Here is a 19,335-nt window from a genome sequence, read left to right on the forward strand (position 1 = left end):
TTGGCGCCTGACGCGGCAACGCTATATATAGTGGCAACCGGATGAGGTCAAGCGCAGCATTCTGCGCGACCTGCCGTTATTGCCCTGTAAAAAGACTGGGTTCGGCCGTGACCAAAGCAAAGCGCGGGACCTGCTCGCCGTCAACTTCGACGGTCTCCAGGAACATGCTCAAAGGGCGCACCCAAAAGCCGTATTCGCCATACAGCGCTTGGTAAAACACCACTTCTTCTTCGGTTTCAGAGTGGCGCGCCACGCTGAAAACACGGTACTGCGGCCCCTTGTAATGCTGGTAGAGCCCTGGTTCGACTTTCATGCTCTGGCCCTCATGCAAAATTTGTTGAAAAAAAATATTTAAAAGTTCCAAAAAACAAAAACCGGGGCACTGGGCCCCGGCTTCCGTCAACCGAACGTTTAGACGCGTTCGAAGACGGTAGAGATGCCTTGGCCGAGACCAATGCACATGGTTGCAACCCCAAGGTTGCCGCCATTTTGCTTCATCACGTTAAGCAAAGTGCCAGAGATACGCGCACCGGAGCAACCGAATGGGTGGCCCAGGGCAATCGCACCGCCGTGCAGGTTAACCTTCTCGTTCATCTTGTCGAGTACTTTCAAATCTTTCAGCACTGGCAGGGCCTGTGCGGCGAAAGCTTCGTTGAGCTCGAAGAAGTCGATATCGGAGATGGAAAGGCCTGCGCGCTTCAAGGCTTTTTGTGTGGCCGGTACTGGACCATAGCCCATGATCGCCGGATCCACACCCGCCACTGCCATCGAACGAATCACCGCCAGCGGCTGGATACCCAGGTCCTGGGCACGCTGTGCCGACATCACGATCATGCACGAAGCACCATCGGTGATTTGCGAGGAAGTACCGGCTGTCACGGTGCCGCCCTTTGGATTGAAGGCTGGCTTGAGGGCCGCCAGGCTTTCCAGGGTAGTGTCCGGACGAATGGTTTCGTCGTAGTCGAACAGTTTCAGGAAGCCATTCTCGTCGTAGCCGTTCATCGGGATGATTTCATCCTTGAACTTGCCTTCCACAGTCGCCTTGTGGGCGAGCTGGTGGGAGCGCAGGCCGAAGGCGTCCTGGGCTTCACGGGTGATGCCGTGCATTTTGCCGAGCATTTCCGCGGTAAGGCCCATCATGCCCGAGGCTTTCGCCGCGTAGAGGGACATGTGCGGGTTAGGATCGACGCCGTGCATCATGCTGACGTGGCCCATGTGCTCCACGCCGCCGACCACGAATACATCGCCGTTGCCGGTCATGATCGCTTGCGCAGCGGTGTGCAGCGCGCTCATCGACGAACCACACAGACGGCTGACGGTCTGGCCGGCCGCGGTGTGCGGGATCTGGGTCATCAACGACGCCATGCGCGCGATGTTCCAGCCCTGCTCCAGGGTCTGGTTGACGCAGCCCCAGATCACGTCCTCGACTTCGTTCGGGTCGACCTTGGTGTTGCGCTCCAGCACTTTGCTGATCAGGTGCGCCGACATGTCTTCGGCGCGGGTGTTGCGGTGCATGCCGCCCTTGGAGCGGCCCATCGGCGTACGACCGAAGTCGACGATCACGACGTCTCTTGGATTCAAGCTCATAAATATTCTCGCTCTAGTCGTCTGGGCACTTAACCGAAGAAGCTCTGGCCATTCTTGGCCATTTCACGCAGCTTCGCGGTCGGGTGGTACAGCGGGCCCAGATCAGCGTACTGATCAGCCAGGGCAACGAACTGGGCCACACCGATGGAGTCGATGTAACGCAGCGCACCACCACGGAATGGAGGGAAACCAATGCCGTACACCAGGCCCATATCGGCTTCGGCGGCGGTTTCGACGATGCCGTCTTCCAGGCAACGCACGGTTTCCAGGCACAGGGCGATCATCATCCAGTTGATGATGTCCTCGTCGGACACCTCACGCTGTTCGTAGATGACCGGAGCGAGTACTTCGTGCACCGACGGGTCGGCCACTTTCTTCTGCTTGCCCTTCTTGTCGGTCTCGTAGGCGTAGAAGCCCTTGCCGTTCTTCTGGCCCAGGCGCTTGGCTTCGTAGAGTGCATCGACAGCCGAACGACGGTCGTCTTTCATGCGGTCCGGGAAGCCTTCAGCCATGACGTCGCGACCGTGGTGGCCGGTGTCGATGCCGACCACGTCCATCAGGTACGCCGGGCCCATGGGCCAGCCAAATTTTTCCATGACCTTGTCGATGCGCACAAAATCTACACCGGCGCTGACCAGCTTGGCGAAACCGCCAAAGTACGGGAACAGCACACGGTTGACCAAAAAGCCCGGACAATCGTTGACGACGATCGGGTTCTTGCCCATTTTCTTGGCGTAGGCAACGGTGGTGGCAACGGCCAGCTCGCTGGACTTCTCGCCACGGATCACTTCCACCAGCGGCATCATGTGCACCGGGTTGAAGAAGTGCATGCCGACGAAGTTTTCCGGACGCTTGAGGGCCTTGGCCAGCAGCGAGATGGAAATAGTCGAGGTGTTGGAGGCCAGGATGGTGTCATCTTTGACCTGGGCTTCCACTTCAGCCAGTACGGCTTGCTTGACCTTCGGGTTTTCGACAACCGCTTCGACCACCAGGTCGACGTGGCCGAAATCGCCGTAGGACAGCGTAGGGCGAATGCCGTTAAGCACTTCAGCCATTTTTGCAGCGGTCATGCGACCTTTATCAACGCGGCCCACCAGCAGCTTGGCGGCTTCGGCCAGGCCCTGCTCGATACCGTGTTCGTTGATGTCTTTCATCAGGATCGGCGTGCCTTTGGACGCCGACTGATAGGCGATACCGCCGCCCATGATACCGGCGCCGAGTACGGCGGCCTGTTTCACGTCCTTGGCGATTTCGTCGTAGGCCTTGGCCTTTTTCTTCAGTTCCTGATCGTTCAGGAACAGGCCGATCAGGCTCTGGGCCGCCGAGGTTTTCGCCAGTTTGACGAAGCCTGCCGCTTCCACTTCCAGGGCTTTGTCGCGACCGAAGTTCGCGGCCTTCTGGATGGTCTTGATCGCTTCCACCGGCGCCGGGTAGTTCGGGCCGGCCTGGCCGGCCACGAAACCTTTGGCGGTTTCGAACGACATCATCTGTTCGATGGCGTTGAGCTTGAGTTTTTCCAGCTTCGGCTGACGCTTGGCCTTGTAGTCAAATTCGCCGCTGATGGCGCCCTTGATCAGGTTCAGCGCGGCTTCGGCCAATTTGTCCGGGGCAACGACAGCGTCGACAGCACCGACTTTCAGTGCATCTTCAGCTTTGTTTTCCTTGCCGGCGGCGATCCATTCGATCGCGTTGTCGGCACCGATCAGGCGCGGCAGGCGCACGGTACCGCCAAAGCCTGGGTAGATGCCCAGCTTGACTTCCGGCAGGCCGATCTTGGCCGTCGCAGACATGACGCGGAAGTCTGCCGCCAGGCACATTTCCAGGCCGCCGCCCAACGCGATGCCATTGATGGCAGCAACGGTCGGCACGTTGAGGTCTTCGAAATCGCTGAAGATCTTGTTGGCTTCGAGGTTGCCAGCCACCAGCTCGGCATCGGGCAGCTTGAAGTTGTCGACGAATTCGGTGATGTCAGCGCCGACGATAAACACGTCCTTGCCGCTGGAGACGATCACGCCCTTGACCGAAGCATCTGCTTTGATGGTGTCTACGGCCTGACGCAGTTCGTTCAGGGTTAGACGGTTGAACTTGTTGACGGACTCACCCTTGAGGTCGAATTTGAGTTCGACGATGCCACTTTCAAGAGCCTTAACCGTGATGGCTTTACCTTCGTAAATCATCAACTGATCTCCACGATATGGAAGCTGAACAGTACACACTGGACGCTGGTCTCTGGTTTGACATTGACAGTTGAATCAATGCTCACGCCAATCCGCCAGGCACACCCGCCAGTGCGATAGTCGGGTTTTGTATGAGTCGTCTGACAGGCAAACGCTCAATTCATACGCCCGTTTGATTTGGGTACGCCACCTTCATCCAATTCCGAGCAATTGTCAATCGCTCCAAAGGCTAGGAAAAACGCGACTTTCCGGTCATTTCAGAACCCGGCCCACCGGCTGGCCACCCGCCAATATTCAAATATTCACAGGATCAATAATAGAAAAGGTGTGGGAAAAAGCTGTACAGAACGCAATACACGGCTAGGCTAGCGGCAACCTACAGATTTACCGGCCTGCCTGGCCAGCTCCAGCCCGATGATGATGTCGGGCTTTTTATTGGCCGGCTTTTCTGTAGGAGCGAGCTTGCTCGCGAAAACCTGGAGAGCGCCGCGTATAGCCTGGTTATCCGCGTTATCGTTGGCGATTTTCGCGAGCAAGCTCGCTCCTACAGGTGTGGGTCAGGCCAGGGCCTTGAGCAGCGTATCAATATCTTTCAGGACGCTCGCGTCGCCCTTTTCGCCCCAATACAGGGCAATCATTTGTTTGTCGGCCTCGACCTTGTAGACGTTTGCCGGCAGCGTTGCAAAATGCGGCAACAACTTCTCATCCACACAGGGTTCACGCCACTGATTGACCCACAGCCCGGGCTCCAGCTGCCAGTAGCTCCAGGTTGCGGGCGCGTTGCCGCGTCGTGGCCGGCAATACTGCGCGCACGGGCTCGGCGGCTCCTGTTTGAGCCAGTGCGGCCACTCCTGGGGCGCCAACTGCATGGCCAGCCCGATGCGGCGTGCCTCCATGCGCAGGGCCATGCGCCCACTCTGCTGGCGCGAAGGGCGCAGCCATACCAGGGGGCTTAAAACCACCGCAAGGATTGACACCACTATCCAGACCGTCATATGTGTACTCCCGAATTTCTAGATGAGCGGATTTGATCTGCGGCAACCCCATCCGCTTGAAAGCAGCCATACTGAACTTATTGCAGCCCCCTGGAGGAACGCCTCATGCCCTACGAACATATTCTGGTCGCTGTCGACCTGACCGAAGAGTGCGATCCAGTGATCAAGCGCGCACAGGAATCCGCGATTGCCAATGGCGCCAAACTGTCGTTGGTACACATCGTCGAGCCCATGGCTATGGCCTTTGGTGGTGACGTGCCAATGGACCTTTCCCAACTGCAGCAGCAACAGTTCGACCAGGCCAAGGAGCGCCTTGACCGCTTGATTCTCAAGTATCCCAAGGTCAGCAAGGAAAATTCCCATCTTACCTACGGCCAACCGCGCCAGGAAATCCACCACCTGGCCAAAGAACAGGGTTGTGACCTGATCGTAGTGGGTAGCCATGGGCGCCACGGCTTGGCCTTGCTGCTGGGTTCGACCGCCAATGATGTATTGCACGGCGCACCGTGCGATGTACTGGCCGTCAAACTGGTAAAGAGTTCGTAAGACCGATGAAGGTCTAATGTGGGAGCTGGCTTGCCTGCGATAGCGGTGTATCTGCCACCCGATACATCAACTGACAGACTGCTATCGCAGGCAAGCCAGCTCCCACAGTTGAATCGCATTTCATATTAAAAAGCCCGGCGCTCATAGAAGAGCGCCGGGCTTTTTTATTGCGGGTCGATCAGTCAGGCATCCAGCTCGGCCCAACGCTCAACCAACGCTTCCAGCTCCTGGTTCAGCGTCTCCAGAGAGGCGATGACCTTGGCGGTTTCTGCCGCAGGGCGCAGGTAGAAGCCGGCGTCAGCCATTTCCGCTTCGACCGCAGCGATCTGCTGTTCCTTGGCATCGATATCGCCTGGCAAGGCTTCCAGTTCACGCTGCAACTTGTAGCTGAGCTTTTTCTTGGCAGGCGCAGCTTCAGCAGCCGGTGCAGGCGTTTCGGCAGCGACCGGCGCCACCACCGCCGTGTTCAGGTCGGCCTTGCCCGACTTGCTCTCGGTCACGCCCAGCAGGCGCGGCGAGCCGCCCTGACGCAGCCAGTCCTGATAACCGCCCACGTATTCGCGCACCTTGCCTTCGCCTTCGAAAACCAGGGTGCTGGTGACCACGTTGTCGAGGAATTCCCGGTCGTGACTGACCATCAGCACGGTGCCGTTGAAGGTCAGCAAGACCTCTTCCAACAGTTCCAGGGTTTCCACGTCGAGGTCGTTGGTCGGTTCGTCGAGCACCAGCAGGTTGGCCGGCTTGCTGAACAGCTTGGCCAGCAGCAGGCGCGCGCGCTCACCACCAGACAGAGCCTTGACCGGCGTGCGCGCACGTTGCGGGCTGAACAGGAAGTCGCCCAGGTAGCTGAGTACGTGGCGGCTCTGGCCGTCGATGTCGATAAAGTCGCGACCTTCGGCGACGTTGTCGATCACGGTCTTTTCCAGGTCCAACTGGTGGCGCAACTGGTCAAAGTAGGCCACGTCGATGCGAGTGCCCTCTTCTACCTTGCCGCTGGTCGGTTGCAGACCGCTGAGCATCAGCTTGAGCAAGGTGGTCTTGCCGGTACCGTTGGCGCCCAGCAGGCCGATACGATCGCCACGCTGCAGGACCATGGAGAAGTCCTTGATCAGGAACGGGCCGTCCGGGTGATGGAAGCTGACGTTCTCCAGCACCATCACTTGCTTGCCCGACTTGTCGGCAGTATCGAGCTGGATATTGGCCTTGCCGGTACGCTCGCGGCGCTCACTGCGCTCGACGCGCAAGGCTTTCAAGGCACGCACGCGGCCTTCGTTACGGGTGCGACGGGCCTTGATGCCCTGGCGGATCCAGACTTCTTCCTGGGCCAGCTTCTTGTCGAACAGCGCGTTGGCGGTTTCTTCGGCCGCCAGGGCGGCTTCCTTGTGCACCAGGAAGCTGGCGTAGTCGCCGTTCCAGTCGATCAGGCCGCCACGGTCCAGCTCGAGGATGCGCGTGGCCAGGCTCTGCAGGAATGCACGGTCGTGCGTGATAAACAGCACGGCGCCCTGGAAGTCCTTGATGGCTTCTTCAAGCCAGGCGATGGCGCCAATGTCCAGGTGGTTGGTCGGTTCGTCGAGCAGCAGCAGGTCCGGCTCGGACACCAGGGCCTGGGCCAGCAGCACGCGACGACGCCAGCCACCGGACAATTCGGCGAGGGTCTTGTCGGGCGGCAGTTGCAGGCGGCTCAGGGTGCTGTCCACCAGTTGCTGCAAGCGCCAGCCATCACGGGCTTCGAGGTCTTGCTGGACGTGCATCAGTTTGTCCAGGTCTTCTTCGGTGACGCAGTTCTGTGCCAGGTGATGGTATTGCGCGAGCAACTCGCCTACGCCGTCCAGGCCTTCGGCTACCACGTCGAACACTGTCCGTCCGTCGGCCACCGGCAATTCTTGCGGCAATTCGCCGATCTTGAGGCCCGGGGCACGCCAGACAGAGCCGTCATCGGGCTTCTGGTCGCCTTTTACCAGCTTCATCATGCTGGACTTGCCGGTGCCGTTGCGGCCGATGATGCACACCCGCTCACCACGGGCGATCTGCCAGGACACCTTGTCCAACAACGGCATGGCGCCGAAAGCAAGGGACACATCGCTGAATTTGAGCAGGGTCATACGCTTCTCCAAAAACTGGGCGCGCATTCTACCTGAGTTGAAGGTGGGATGCGGTCGGGATTTTCTGTATAGACACGTTCTGTAGGACATTTCCAGCGAACTTGAACGAACCAGCCGGCAAAGCTTTCGCGGGCCGCTGGCAAAAGGCTAAGCTAGGGGCAATCAGTGTCGGCGGTGCCGGTGCTAGTCGTGATTTCTCTGCACGGACGTCTCATGCGCAGTCGCCTTTTCAACTTTTTGTCTTGTCTGCTCCTTTCCGCCACTGCCGTTCAATCCGCCCAGGCGGTGGATCTCACCACTCAACGCCAGTATTACGATCAAGCCAAACGCGCCCTGGCCAAGGGCGACACCGGCCCTTACATGCAATACAGCCAGGCCCTGGCCGACTACCCGCTCACGCCCTATCTGGCCTATGACGAACTGACCGCGCGCCTGAAAACCGCAAGTAACGAGGAAATCGAACAATTCCTCGCCAAACACGGCGACCTGCCCCAGGCCAACTGGATGAAACTGCGTTGGCTGCGCTGGCTGGCCGAACGCGGCGATTGGCAGACTTTTGAAAAGTACTACGACACCAAGCTCAATTTCGTCGAGCTGGACTGCCTGCATGGCCAATACCAGCTCAGCCACAACCTGAAGGCCGAAGGCTACAAGACCGCCGAAAAACTGTGGATGACCGGCAAATCCCAGCCAGCCGCCTGTGACGTCACGTTTGGCCAATGGGCCGCTGCCGGCCAACTCACCGAGCAGAAGATCTGGGACCGCGCCAAGCTCGCCGCCGAAGCGCGTAACTACGCGCTGGCCAACAGCCTGGTGAAAACCCTGCCGACCCTTGGCGCCCAGGGCCGCCTGATGGTGGATGTGGCACAGAAGCCAGACATGCTCAGCGACCCGTCACGCTTCCAGCCGGCCACCGAGGCCATGTCTGACGCCGTGGGCCTGGGCCTGCGTCGCCTGGCGCGCCAGGATCCGGACAAAGCCATGTCGCTGCTCGATGGCTACGCCAGCAGCATGCACTTCTCCCGTGACGAAAAGGTGTCGATTGCCCGCGAGATCGGCTTGACCCTGGCCAAGCGCTTCGACCCGCGCGCGCTGGAGGTCATGACCAAGTACGACCCCGAGTTGCGCGACAATACGGTTTCAGAGTGGCGTCTGCGCCTGCTGTTGCGCCTGGCGCGCTGGGAAGACGCCTACCAGTTGACCCGCAAACTCCCACAGGACCTGGCCACCACCAACCGTTGGCGCTACTGGCAGGCACGCAGCCTGGAGCTGGCCGAGCCGAAAAACCCGCAGGCTTTGGTGCTGTACAAAAACGTGGCCAAGGAGCGGGACTTCTACGGTTTCCTCGCTGCTGACCGCTCCAAAGCCCCTTACCAGTTGAACAACAAGCCGCTGGTGATGAGCCAGGCGCTGGTCAACAAGGTGCGCAATACCCCTGGGGTGCGGCGTGCCCTGGAGTTCTACGCCCGTGGCCAGATCGTCGACGGTCGCCGTGAGTGGTACCACGTCAGCCGTCATTTCAACCGTGACGAGATGGTCGCCCAGGCCAAGTTGGCCTACGACATGAAGTGGTACTTTCCGGCCATCCGCACCATCAGCCAGGCGCAGTACTGGGACGATCTGGACATCCGCTTCCCGATGGCCCACCGCGACACCCTGGTGCGCGAAGCCAAGGTACGTGGCCTGCACTCCAGCTGGATCTTTGCCATCACCCGTCAGGAAAGCGCGTTCATGGACGATGCCCGCTCCGGCGTCGGCGCCAGCGGCCTGATGCAACTGATGCCCGGCACCGCCAAGGAAACCGCACGCAAGTTCAGCATCCCCCTGGCCTCCCCGGCCCAGGTGCTGGACCCGGATAAAAACATCCAGCTCGGCGCTGCTTACCTGAGCCAGGTGCACAGCCAGTTCAACGGCAACCGCGTGCTCGCCTCCGCTGCCTACAACGCCGGCCCAGGCCGCGTGCGCCAATGGCTGCGCGGCGCAGACCACCTCAGTTTCGACGTATGGGTGGAAAGCATCCCCTTCGACGAAACCCGCCAGTATGTGCAGAACGTGCTGTCTTATTCGGTGATCTACGGGCAGAAGCTCAACTCACCACAGCCGTTGGTGGATTGGCATGAGCGGTACTTCGACGACCAGTAGGAGCGAGCTTGCTCGCGAAGAACGTCAACGCTAACGAGTGCTTCCTGGATAAACGCGGCGCCTGTGAGTTTTTCGCGAGCAAGCTCGCTCCTACAGAGGTTTCATTGCCCGCATCGAAAGATGCGGGCATTTTTTATGGGCGCTGATTCACCTGTTCATCTCCATCACTGAACTGCAACGCCGCCAACCGCGCATACAGCGGATTGCTCGCAATCAACTGCTGATGCGTGCCCACCGCCACCAGCTTGCCCTGGTCCATCACCGCAATGCGGTCGGCATTCTTCACCGTGGCCAAACGGTGGGCGATCACCAGCGTGGTGCGCCCCTGCATCAGCTGCGGCAGCGCTTGCTGGATAAGGTGTTCACTTTGGGCGTCGAGGGCGCTGGTGGCTTCGTCCAGCAGCAGGATCGGCGCGTCGACCAGCAAGGCGCGAGCGATGGCCAGGCGTTGGCGCTGGCCGCCGGAAAGGCCCTGGCCACTTTCACCTAAGTGGGTCTGGTAGCCGTCGGGCATTTTCAGGATGAAGTCGTGGGCGTGGGCGATTCGGGCGGCGGCTTCCACCTGGGCGGTGGTGGCGGACGGGTTGCCGTAGCGGATGTTGTCCTCGACGCTGCCGAAGAACAAAGCCGGGCTCTGGGACACCAGAGCGAAATGGCGCCGCAGGTCTAACGGGTCAAGCTCGGTCAGCGGCTGGCCTTCGAGCAGGATTCGGCCTTGCTGGGGGTCGTAGAAACGCAGCAGCAGATCGAAAATTGTCGACTTGCCCGCACCGGACGGCCCTACCAACGCCAGGGTTTCGCCCGGGTTGATGGTCAGGTTCAAGCCGTCGATGGCGTAGCTGTCCGGTCGCGAAGGATAGGAAAAGCGTAGGTCCTGCAGTTCCATGCGGCCACTGACGCGTTCCGGCAAACGTACGCCGCCTGTGGTCGGCGCCTGGATCTCGTTGCCTGACTGCAACAGCTCACCGATACGCTCGGCTGCACCAAAGGCACGCTGCAACTCGCCAAGCACTTCGCTCAGGGTGCCGACGGCGCTGCCGACAATCAGGCTGTAGAACACGAACGCCGCCAGCTCACCGCCGGAAATGCGTCCGCTGATCACGTCCATGCCGCCCACCCACAGCATCACGCCTACCGCGCCGAGCACCAGCATGATCACCAGGGTGATCAGCCAGGAACGCTGCAAGATGCGTTTACGTGCCGTGACAAAGGCGTCCTCGACGGTAACGGCGAAGCGCTGTTCGTCCTGCACCTGATGGTTATAGGCCTGCACGGTCTTGATCTGGCCCAGCGTTTCGGCGACATAGCTGCCGACGTCCGCGATACGGTCCTGGCTCAAACGCGACAGGCTGCGCACCCTGCGCCCGAAGATCAGAATCGGCGCCAGCACCAGCGGCAACGCCACCACCACGATGCTGGTGAGCTTGGGGTTAGTGATAAACAGCAACACGATGCCGCCGATCACCATCAGGGCGTTGCGCAAAAACAGCGACAGTGATGAGCCGATCACCGATTGCAGCAAGGTGGTGTCGGTGGTCAGCCGCGACTGGATTTCCGAGCTGCGGTTGTTCTCGTAGAAGCCTGGGTGCAGGTAGATCAGGTGATTGAACACCTGCCGGCGAATATCGGCCACCACCCGCTCGCCAATCCACGACACCAGGTAAAACCGCGTGAAGGTGCCCACGGCCAGGCCGAGCACCAGCAGCATGAACAGGCCTATAGACTGGTTGAGCAGATGCGGCGACTGGGTCATGAAGCCCTGGTCCACCAACAGGCGTATGCCCTGCCCCATGGACAAGGTGATGCCAGCGGTGACGATCAGCGCCAGCAGTGCGCCAAGCGCCTGCCAACGGTAGGGCGCAATAAAGCGGCTGGCCAGGCGAATCGCACGGCGTTGACGGATTGAGAACATGGAAGGCATCACCCAATGAGGAGTCTGTACCTCAACATTGGGGGAACTTGCGCAAATAACAATGAGTCAGGTTAATTATGCCCGCCGATGCAGGCCGCTAGAGGCTATCGGTCTAAGCCTGATCTGGAAATATGTACCGGTTTCTGGTGGACTGGGTGTTCGAACCGATGAGCGTGTAAGGAGTTGTAACAGCGCGTTCATGAGGGGGAATTAAAGTAGGTACACAACCTGATGAGGAGACAGGCCATGACCTTGCAAAATAGCAGCGACGCCAAGATTGAAGTGATCCGCCAGCCGCAGCAGCTGCCTTGCTCGTACATCGATGCCAAGGGCCGGGAAGTGCAGATTACCGAAGAAATGATCCAGCAAGCCTGCAGCGAGCTGGAACAGCGACTGGTCAAGCCTGCCCAGCAAGGCTGAAGCGCCCACGCTCTTTCAAACCCGGCCCAGATGGCCGGGTTTTTTATGCCCTCTGTAGAAGCGAGCTTGCTCGCGAAGGCCTCAAGAGCACCGCGATAACCGTTACAGCTGTTCGGCACCCAGAGCAGTCACGATCTGTGACAGCACCGCCGACTCCCCGTTGATGCGCACCTTCAAGCCATCGATCTCGCGACGCTCCGGATAGTGCTTGCGCAGCAGGTCGAAAGCTTGGCGCTGTTCCTGCACGGTGCCCACCAGGCTGCGGCGGAAATCCGCGTCGTCACGGCGTGGGTCGTACACACTGCGGCACAAGGTCGCCAGCGCCCAGGCCGGGTCAGTCTCAGGATGCAGGTGCATCTCGGCCAGCCAGGGGGCCGGCAGCAAATCACTTAAGTGAATACTCGGTTCCTGGCCCAGGTGCGCGCACAGCGCCTGGTAAATCTGCGCGGTGCCGCGCTGCTTGCCATCGAGGCTGTAGCCGGCAATATGCGGTGTGGCCAGCACGCACAGGTCAGCCAGGTCGACGTCCACCTCGGGCTCGCCTTCCCACACGTCCAGCACCGCTTGCAGGTCTTCGCGCGCCAGCAACACCTCGCGCAGCGCGGCGTTATCCACCACCGCACCCCGGCTGGCGTTGATCAGCCATGTGCCTGGCTTGAGCTGTTCCAGGCGCTGGCGATCAAGCAGGTGCCAGGTAGAACCGTTGCCGGACTTGATCAGCGGCGTATGCAAGCTGATCACGTCACATTGCTCGATGATCTGCTGCAGGCTGACGTAATCACTGCCCTCGGTAATCTGGCGCGGCGGATCGCACACCAACACATTCCAACCCAGGCCCTTGAGCACCTTGACCAAACGCCCGCCGACTTCACCCGCGCCGACAATGCCGTAGGTGCGCTGCTTGAGGTCAGCGCCTTCGATTTCAGCCAGGGTCTGCAAGCTGCCAAGCACGTAGTCCACCACCCCACGCGCATTGCAGCCGGGCGCGCTGGACCACTGGATACCCGCTTGCTTGAAGTAGTCGAGGTCCAGGTGGTCGGTGCCGATGGTGCAGGTGCCGACAAAGCGCACGTTACTGCCCTCAAGCAAGGCACGGTTGACGTTGGTCACCGAGCGCACCAGCAGTACATCGGCCTGCTCGACGGTGGCGCGGTCGATGGAACGGCCGGGCACGCGGCGAATCTCGCCAAACCCTTCGAAGAATGCATCGAGCAGCGGGATATTTTCGTCGGCAACAATCAGCATGGCAGGCTCCTTTGGCGGATTGGCAGTGTACAGAAGATCCTGTGTAGGAGCTGGCTTGCCTGCGATTGCATCGACCCGGTTTGCCTGATGGACCGAGGTGCCCGCATCGCAGGCAAGCCAGCTCCCACAGGGGTCAGCGCTGGCCTGGGCGCATCGCTTACAAATCCCTAACACAGGTTTTTTCCTGACCGCTGCGTCAACGCGTAGAATCCGCCGTCCTTGCGACTGCCTTTCTATTGGACACCTGTACGTGAACACTGCCACCGCTACCCTCTCCCGCCCCGCCCGCATCAGCCGGGAAGTGCGCGGCCTGCTGACGCTGGCCTTGCCGATCATGATCGGCCAACTGGCCACCACCGCGATGAGCTTCGTCGACGCGGTGATGGCCGGGCGCGTGAGCCCGCAGGACCTGGCGGCGGTGGGCCTGGGTAATTCGATCTGGATCCCGGTGTACCTGTTGATGACCGGCACTCTGCTTGCCACCACGCCGAAAGTCGCCCAGCGCTACGGTGCGGGCCAGTTCAGCGAGATCGGGCCCTTGGTGCGTCAGTCATTGTGGCTGGCCGTCGTGGTTGGCATCGCAGGGGCGCTGTTGTTGCTATGCGCCGAGCCGATCCTGCATGCGATGAAGGTCGAACCCGACTTGATCGAGCCGTCCATGGGCTACCTGCACGGCATCGCCGCCGGTATGCCGGCGGTGGCGTTGTACTACGTGTTTCGCTGTTTCAGTGACGGCCTGGGCCGCACACGGCCGAGCATGGTCATGGGCTTGTGCGGCTTGGCGCTGAATATTCCGCTGAACTACATCTTCATCTACGGCCACTTGGGCGTACCGGCCATGGGCGGCGTGGGTTGTGGCTGGGCTACCGCGATTGCGATGTGGGTGATGATGATCGGCCTGGCCATCTGGACGCGCTGGGGCGCGGCCTATCAAAGCAGCGAATTGTTCAAGCGCTTCGACTGGCCGCAGTGGGCGGTGATCAAGCGCGTGTTGGGCATTGGCCTGCCGATAGGCGTGGCGATCTTTGCCGAATCGAGTATTTTTGCGGTGATCGCCTTGTTGATCGGCAGCCTGGGCGCCACGGTGGTCTCCGGTCACCAGATCGCGCTGAACGTCAGCTCCCTGGTGTTCATGATCCCCTATTCCCTGAGCATGGCCGTCACCGTGCGCGTCGGCCAGGCGCTGGGGCGCGGCGAACCTCGGGAAGCACGCTTCGCCGCCGGCGTCGGCATGGGCACCGCACTGGCGTATGCCTGCTTTTCCTGCAGCTTGATGCTGTTGTTTCGCGAGCAGATTGCAGCGATCTACACCCCCGACCCGGTAGTGATCCACCTGGCGTCGATGCTGATCGTGTTCTCGGCGCTGTTCCAGTTCTCTGACTCGATCCAGGTCACCGCCGCCGGCGCATTGCGCGGCTACCAGGACACCCGGGTGACCATGGTGCTGACCTTGTTCGCCTATTGGGGCGTGGGCCTGCCGGTAGGTTACGCCCTGGGCCTGACAAACTGGCTCGGCGAGCCCAGCGGCCCGAGCGGTTTATGGCAAGGGCTGATCGTGGGCTTGAGCTGTGCGGCGGGGATGTTGGTGGTGCGCCTGGCGCGCAGTGCACGCCGACGCATTCGGGCCGAAAAGGCGCAGGCTTAATCGGCTTTCTTGCGGATCCAGTACAGGTAGGTGCCAGCATCTTCCCGCTGATCCACCAGTTCATGGTCGAGAAACACGCAGAACTTGGGGATATCGCGACGGGTCGACGGGTCGGTCGCGATGACCTTGAGCAGGCCGCCCGCCGGCAGGTCGCGGATGTGCTGGTGCAGCATCATCACGGGTTCCGGGCAGTTGAGGCCGGTGGCGTCGAGGGTCCCGTCGACAGGCTGTTCAAGACTCATACTTCACTCCTAAAACTGGCACCGCTCAACAATGTGGGAGCGGGCTTGCCCGCGATGACGGGGGCACATTCAACATAAACTTCGACTGTAATACCGCTTTCGCAGGCAAGCCAGCTCCCACATTTAATATCAGCGGCCTTTGGATTTCTTTACGTCTACCAGGCGGCGCAGGTGACAGGTCACCTCTTCGCGGTCGTGGTAGAGCTGCTTGCAGCCGATCTCCACACGAATGCCGCGCGCCTTGAAGCCCTCTTCGATGCGCTCCAGCAGGCGCTTCACCTCGGCGTAACGCTGCTTCATCGGCAACTTCAGGTTCACCACCGCCTCGCGGCAATGCCCTTCGCCAATCCAGGTTTCCAAGAGTGCCGCGTTGCGCGCAGGTTTTTCGACGATATCGCAGACCATCCAGTCCACCGGCTGCTTGGGCACGAAGGTGAAGCCGTCGGCCATCAGGTGTTGCACCAGGCCGGTGTCCATCAGGCTTTCGGCCATGGGGCCGTTGTCGATGGCGGTCACCAGCATGCCACGGTTGACCAGTTGCCAGGTCCAGCCGCCCGGTGCTGCGCCGAGGTCGACGCCGGTCATGTCGCCGTGCAGGCGTTCGTCCCACTGGTCACGGGGGATGAAGTGGTGCCAGGCCTCTTCCAGCTTGAGGGTCGAGCGGCTGGGCGCGTCACGCGGGAACTTGAGGCGCGGGATGCCCATGGGCCACATCGCCGAGTTGTTCGACTCGGCCAGGCCCATGAACACTTCGCGGCCGCTCTTGAAGGTCAGCAGCAGGCGCGGCTTGCTCGGGTCGTCCACCAGCTTGCCGGCGTTGAGCAGGGCTTTGCGCAGGTGCACTTCGAATTTCTTGCAGAAGTTCGACAGTTCCTTGCCGTCATTGGTGTCGACCATCTCCAGCCACAAGCTGCCGCACAGCGGAAACTCGCGCAGGTGGGCGAGGATCACGCTGATGCGGTCGGTTTCCGGCAGGTCGATAAACACCCCGCGCGCCCACTGCCTGGGGAAGATCAGCTCGGCAAAGCGCTGGCCGTGCATCAGGCGCTGGGCGCCGTCTTCTTCGGTGCAGACAAATTCGGCGCAGGCGCTGCCGGTCTTGGCCTTGGCGTAGCCGGAAACGTTCAGGCGCGCAGCGTGCTCCGCGATCTCGGAACAGACTTCGCCTTCAAAACCCGGGCGGCAGTGCATAAAAAGGGTGTTCATTGAATCTCCTGGTGAATCAACCGGCGTTGCGCTATCGCAATACCTGTCATGAAAACGCGCGCATGATAGCCGAGTTCGGAACCTTGGACTCAGCGATAGAGTCCAGTTATTAGCCTGCTAATGAAAACAGCGCTAACGTGATAGCTCTGTTCGTCCCGTCAGGTCCGTAGCCGTGCGGACCATAAGGAGTCATGTAATGTCATCCCTTGATAGCCTGAGAACCCTTAAGACACTGCAAATAGACAGCAAAACCTACCACTACTTCAGCCTGCCCGAAGCCGCCAAGAGCCTGGGTGACCTGGACAAGCTGCCGATGTCCCTCAAGGTGCTGCTGGAAAACCTGCTGCGCTGGGAAGACGCCAAGACCGTCACCGGCACCGACCTCAAGGCCATCGCCGCCTGGCTCAAAGAACGCCAGTCCGACCGCGAGATCCAGTACCGCCCCGCTCGCGTGCTGATGCAAGACTTTACCGGGGTACCCGCCGTGGTCGACCTGGCCGCCATGCGCGCTGCCGTGGCCAAGGCCGGGGGTGACCCACAGCGCATCAACCCGCTGTCACCGGTGGATCTGGTGATTGACCACTCGGTGATGGTCGACAAGTTCGGTACCACCAACGCCTTCGAGCAGAACGTCGACATCGAAATGCAGCGCAACGGCGAACGCTACGCCTTCCTGCGCTGGGGCCAGAGCGCCTTCGACAACTTCAGCGTGGTACCACCGGGTACCGGCATTTGCCACCAGGTCAACCTCGAATACCTGGGCCGCACCGTATGGACCAAAGAGGAAGACGGCCGCACCTACGCCTTCCCCGACACCCTGGTAGGCACCGACTCCCACACCACCATGATCAACGGCCTCGGCGTATTGGGCTGGGGCGTGGGCGGGATCGAAGCCGAGGCGGCGATGCTCGGCCAGCCGGTGTCGATGCTGATCCCGGAAGTGATCGGCTTCAAGCTCACCGGCAAGCTCAAGGAAGGCATCACCGCCACCGACCTGGTGCTGACCGTCACGCAAATGCTGCGCAAGAAAGGCGTGGTGGGCAAGTTCGTCGAGTTCTACGGCGACGGCCTGGCCGATTTGCCCCTGGCCGACCGCGCGACCATCGCCAACATGGCACCGGAATATGGCGCGACCTGTGGCTTTTTCCCGGTGGATGAGGTGACCCTGGACTACCTGCGCCTGTCCGGCCGCCCGGCTGAGACGGTCAAGCTGGTGGAAGCCTATACCAAGGCCCAGGGCCTGTGGCGCAACGCAGGCCAGGAGCCGGTGTTCACCGATACCCTGGCCCTGGACATGGGCACTGTCGAGGCCAGCCTTGCCGGGCCCAAACGCCCCCAGGACCGCGTCGCCCTGCCGAATGTAGGCCAAGCGTTCAGCGATTTTCTCGACCTGCAATTCAAGCCCACCAGCAAAGAAGAAGGCCGCCTGGAAAGCGAAGGCGGAGGCGGCGTTGCCGTGGGCAATGCCGACCTGGTCGGCGAGGCGGATTATGAATACGAAGGTAACACCTATCGCCTGAAAAACGGCGCGGTGGTGATCGCCGCGATTACCTCCTGCACCAACACTTCCAACCCCAGCGTGATGATGGCGGCCGGGCTGGTGGCGAAAAAAGCCGTGGAAAAAGGCCTGACCCGCAAGCCCTGGGTGAAAAGCTCCCTGGCGCCGGGCTCCAAAGTGGTCACCGACTACTACAAGGCTGCGGGCCTCACCCAGTACCTGGACAAGCTTGGCTTCGACCTGGTGGGCTACGGCTGCACCACCTGTATCGGCAACTCCGGGCCCCTGCCCGAGCCGATCGAAAAAGCCATCCAGAAGGCCGACCTCACCGTGGCCTCGGTGCTGTCCGGCAACCGTAACTTCGAAGGCCGCGTGCACCCACTGGTGAAAACCAATTGGCTGGCCTCGCCACCCCTGGTCGTCGCCTACGCGCTGGCCGGTACCGTGCGCATCGACATCAGCAGCGAGCCGCTGGGCAATGACCAGCAGGGTAATCCGGTGTACCTCAAGGACATCTGGCCCAGCAGCCAGGAAATCGCCGAAGCGGTGGCCCAAGTCAGCACCAGCATGTTCCACAAGGAATATGCCGAAGTGTTTGCCGGCGACGAGCAATGGCAAGCCATTGAAGTACCGCAGGCAGCCACCTACGTATGGCAGCAAGATTCCACTTACATCCAGCACCCGCCGTTCTTCGACGACATTGCTGGCCCGCTGCCGGTGATCGAGGACGTCAAGGGCGCCAACGTGCTGGCCCTGCTGGGGGATTCGGTAACCACCGACCACATCTCCCCTGCCGGCAATATCAAGGCCGACAGCCCGGCCGGGCGCTACCTGCGCGAACAGGGCGTGGAGCCGCGTGACTTCAACTCCTACGGCTCACGCCGGGGCAACCATGAAGTGATGATGCGCGGCACTTTCGCCAATATCCGTATCCGCAATGAAATGCTCGGCGGCGAAGAAGGCGGTAACACGCTGTATATCCCTACGGGCGAGAAAATGGCGATCTACGATGCCGCCATGAAGTACCAGGCCTCGGGCACACCGCTGGTGGTGATCGCCGGCCAGGAATACGGTACCGGCTCCAGCCGCGACTGGGCGGCCAAGGGCACTAACCTGCTAGGGGTCAAGGCGGTGATCGCCGAGAGTTTCGAGCGTATCCATCGCTCCAACCTGGTAGGCATGGGCGTGTTGCCGTTGCAGTTCAAGCTGGATCAGAACCGCAAGACACTCAAGCTCACCGGCAGGGAGAAGATCGATATCCTCGGGCTGACCGATGCCGAGATCGAGCCGCGGATGAACCTGACGTTGGTGATCACTCGGGAGGATGGCAGCAGCGAGAAGGTTGAGGTGCTGTGCCGGATTGATACCTTGAATGAAGTGGAGTATTTCAAGGCGGGCGGGATTCTGCACTACGTGCTGCGCCAGTTGATCGCCTCTTAAGAAAAACGCAGATCTAAGGTGGGAGCTGGCTTGCCTGCGAAAGCGGTGGGTCAGCCAACCTTTTTATAGCTGATACTCCGCCATCGCAGGCAAGCCAGCTCCCACAGTTTTGATCACATTCCAGGCATGAAAAAGGCGCTGTATCTTTCGATACAGCGCCTTTTTATGGTGTGCG

14 protein-coding genes and 1 pseudogene are annotated in these 19,335 nt (G+C 60.7%); 5 read left to right on the forward strand and 10 right to left on the reverse strand.

The window, feature by feature from the left end; translation table 11 throughout:
• Nucleotides 1-76: 76 nt before the first annotated feature.
• The 5 genes and pseudogenes from BT204_RS10700 to BT204_RS10715 form a co-directional block, all read right to left on the reverse strand.
• Nucleotides 77-313 carry a DUF1653 domain-containing protein gene (locus tag BT204_RS10700; RefSeq protein WP_003189651.1) on the reverse strand — a complete coding sequence of 79 codons (237 nt, stop codon included), beginning with the start codon at nucleotides 311-313 and terminating at the stop codon, nucleotides 77-79.
• A gap of 98 nt (nucleotides 314-411) precedes the next feature.
• Nucleotides 412-1,587, reverse strand: a complete 1,176-nt coding sequence (gene fadA / locus BT204_RS10705; protein WP_003189650.1) for an acetyl-CoA C-acyltransferase FadA — start codon at nucleotides 1,585-1,587, stop codon at nucleotides 412-414.
• A gap of 29 nt (nucleotides 1,588-1,616) precedes the next feature.
• On the reverse strand, nucleotides 1,617-3,764 hold the full coding sequence (gene fadB, locus BT204_RS10710) for a fatty acid oxidation complex subunit alpha FadB (RefSeq protein ID WP_003189649.1): 2,148 nt from the start codon (nucleotides 3,762-3,764) through the stop codon (nucleotides 1,617-1,619).
• A 449-nt stretch (nucleotides 3,765-4,213) separates the two neighbouring features.
• A pseudogene (locus BT204_RS27350) lies at nucleotides 4,214-4,300 on the reverse strand (outer membrane lipoprotein carrier protein LolA); the annotation flags it as partial.
• 21 nt (nucleotides 4,301-4,321) lie between these two features.
• A complete protein-coding gene (locus tag BT204_RS10715; protein WP_072446782.1) occupies nucleotides 4,322-4,759 on the reverse strand; it encodes a hypothetical protein in 438 nt (145 codons plus the stop codon).
• A gap of 105 nt (nucleotides 4,760-4,864) precedes the next feature.
• Between BT204_RS10715 and BT204_RS10720 the strand changes: the two genes are divergently transcribed.
• Nucleotides 4,865-5,305, forward strand: a complete 441-nt coding sequence (locus BT204_RS10720) for a universal stress protein (RefSeq protein ID WP_034126643.1) — start codon at nucleotides 4,865-4,867, stop codon at nucleotides 5,303-5,305.
• 182 nt (nucleotides 5,306-5,487) lie between these two features.
• Here the strand turns inward: BT204_RS10720 and BT204_RS10725 are convergent, their stop codons facing one another.
• Entirely contained in the window at nucleotides 5,488-7,410 is a 1,923-nt protein-coding gene (locus BT204_RS10725) for an ATP-binding cassette domain-containing protein (protein WP_072446784.1), read from the reverse strand.
• Nucleotides 7,411-7,623: 213 nt separating this feature from the next.
• Here BT204_RS10725 and BT204_RS10730 point away from each other — a divergent pair, with 213 nt between their 5' ends.
• Nucleotides 7,624-9,552: a transglycosylase SLT domain-containing protein gene (locus BT204_RS10730; protein ID WP_054919957.1), complete on the forward strand. Its 1,929-nt coding sequence runs from the start codon at nucleotides 7,624-7,626 to the stop codon at nucleotides 9,550-9,552.
• A gap of 133 nt (nucleotides 9,553-9,685) precedes the next feature.
• On the opposite strand, the gene BT204_RS10735 is transcribed toward BT204_RS10730, so the two are convergent.
• Complete coding sequence (locus BT204_RS10735; RefSeq protein ID WP_175550966.1) at nucleotides 9,686-11,473, reverse strand: ABC transporter ATP-binding protein/permease; 1,788 nt, start codon at nucleotides 11,471-11,473, stop codon at nucleotides 9,686-9,688.
• A gap of 237 nt (nucleotides 11,474-11,710) precedes the next feature.
• Between BT204_RS10735 and BT204_RS27865 the strand changes: the two genes are divergently transcribed.
• A complete protein-coding gene (locus tag BT204_RS27865; protein ID WP_014717504.1) occupies nucleotides 11,711-11,884 on the forward strand; it encodes a PA1571 family protein in 174 nt (57 codons plus the stop codon).
• 102 nt (nucleotides 11,885-11,986) lie between these two features.
• Here the strand turns inward: BT204_RS27865 and pdxB are convergent, their stop codons facing one another.
• Nucleotides 11,987-13,129 carry a 4-phosphoerythronate dehydrogenase PdxB gene (gene pdxB / locus BT204_RS10740; protein ID WP_072446788.1) on the reverse strand — a complete coding sequence of 381 codons (1,143 nt, stop codon included), beginning with the start codon at nucleotides 13,127-13,129 and terminating at the stop codon, nucleotides 11,987-11,989.
• A 250-nt stretch (nucleotides 13,130-13,379) separates the two neighbouring features.
• Here pdxB and BT204_RS10745 point away from each other — a divergent pair, with 250 nt between their 5' ends.
• Nucleotides 13,380-14,774, forward strand: a complete 1,395-nt coding sequence (locus BT204_RS10745; protein WP_014717502.1) for an MATE family efflux transporter — start codon at nucleotides 13,380-13,382, stop codon at nucleotides 14,772-14,774.
• Here BT204_RS10745 and tusA read toward each other — a convergent pair.
• Together tusA and rlmM are read right to left on the reverse strand one after the other, a co-directional pair.
• Entirely contained in the window at nucleotides 14,771-15,016 is a 246-nt protein-coding gene (tusA, locus tag BT204_RS10750) for a sulfurtransferase TusA (RefSeq protein WP_054898798.1), read from the reverse strand. The genes BT204_RS10745 and tusA overlap by 4 nt on opposite strands.
• A gap of 129 nt (nucleotides 15,017-15,145) precedes the next feature.
• Nucleotides 15,146-16,222: a 23S rRNA (cytidine(2498)-2'-O)-methyltransferase RlmM gene (gene rlmM / locus BT204_RS10755; protein ID WP_054919968.1), complete on the reverse strand. Its 1,077-nt coding sequence runs from the start codon at nucleotides 16,220-16,222 to the stop codon at nucleotides 15,146-15,148.
• A 196-nt stretch (nucleotides 16,223-16,418) separates the two neighbouring features.
• Here rlmM and acnA point away from each other — a divergent pair, with 196 nt between their 5' ends.
• Nucleotides 16,419-19,160: an aconitate hydratase AcnA gene (acnA, locus tag BT204_RS10760; protein WP_072446790.1), complete on the forward strand. Its 2,742-nt coding sequence runs from the start codon at nucleotides 16,419-16,421 to the stop codon at nucleotides 19,158-19,160.
• Nucleotides 19,161-19,335 lie beyond the last annotated feature (175 nt).

The sequence above is a fragment of the Pseudomonas sp. NFPP02 genome (genome assembly GCF_900119355.1).
Lineage (GTDB): Bacteria > Pseudomonadota > Gammaproteobacteria > Pseudomonadales > Pseudomonadaceae > Aquipseudomonas > Aquipseudomonas paracarnis.

What these genes read in the sequence shown, in the direction of transcription:
- acnA (WP_072446790.1), top strand. Translation starts at nt 16,419, where the DNA reads ATGTCATCCCTTGATAGCCTGAGAACCCTTAAGACACTGCAAATAGAC.
- fadA (WP_003189650.1), bottom strand. Translation starts at nt 1,587, where the DNA reads ATGAGCTTGAATCCAAGAGACGTCGTGATCGTCGACTTCGGTCGTACG.
- BT204_RS10700 (WP_003189651.1), bottom strand. Translation starts at nt 313, where the DNA reads ATGAAAGTCGAACCAGGGCTCTACCAGCATTACAAGGGGCCGCAGTAC.
- BT204_RS10715 (WP_072446782.1), bottom strand. Translation starts at nt 4,759, where the DNA reads ATGACGGTCTGGATAGTGGTGTCAATCCTTGCGGTGGTTTTAAGCCCC.
- BT204_RS10720 (WP_034126643.1), top strand. Translation starts at nt 4,865, where the DNA reads ATGCCCTACGAACATATTCTGGTCGCTGTCGACCTGACCGAAGAGTGC.
- BT204_RS10735 (WP_175550966.1), bottom strand. Translation starts at nt 11,473, where the DNA reads ATGCCTTCCATGTTCTCAATCCGTCAACGCCGTGCGATTCGCCTGGCC.
- BT204_RS27865 (WP_014717504.1), top strand. Translation starts at nt 11,711, where the DNA reads ATGACCTTGCAAAATAGCAGCGACGCCAAGATTGAAGTGATCCGCCAG.
- fadB (WP_003189649.1), bottom strand. Translation starts at nt 3,764, where the DNA reads ATGATTTACGAAGGTAAAGCCATCACGGTTAAGGCTCTTGAAAGTGGC.
- BT204_RS10730 (WP_054919957.1), top strand. Translation starts at nt 7,624, where the DNA reads ATGCGCAGTCGCCTTTTCAACTTTTTGTCTTGTCTGCTCCTTTCCGCC.
- rlmM (WP_054919968.1), bottom strand. Translation starts at nt 16,222, where the DNA reads ATGAACACCCTTTTTATGCACTGCCGCCCGGGTTTTGAAGGCGAAGTC.
- tusA (WP_054898798.1), bottom strand. Translation starts at nt 15,016, where the DNA reads ATGAGTCTTGAACAGCCTGTCGACGGGACCCTCGACGCCACCGGCCTC.
- pdxB (WP_072446788.1), bottom strand. Translation starts at nt 13,129, where the DNA reads ATGCTGATTGTTGCCGACGAAAATATCCCGCTGCTCGATGCATTCTTC.
- BT204_RS10725 (WP_072446784.1), bottom strand. Translation starts at nt 7,410, where the DNA reads ATGACCCTGCTCAAATTCAGCGATGTGTCCCTTGCTTTCGGCGCCATG.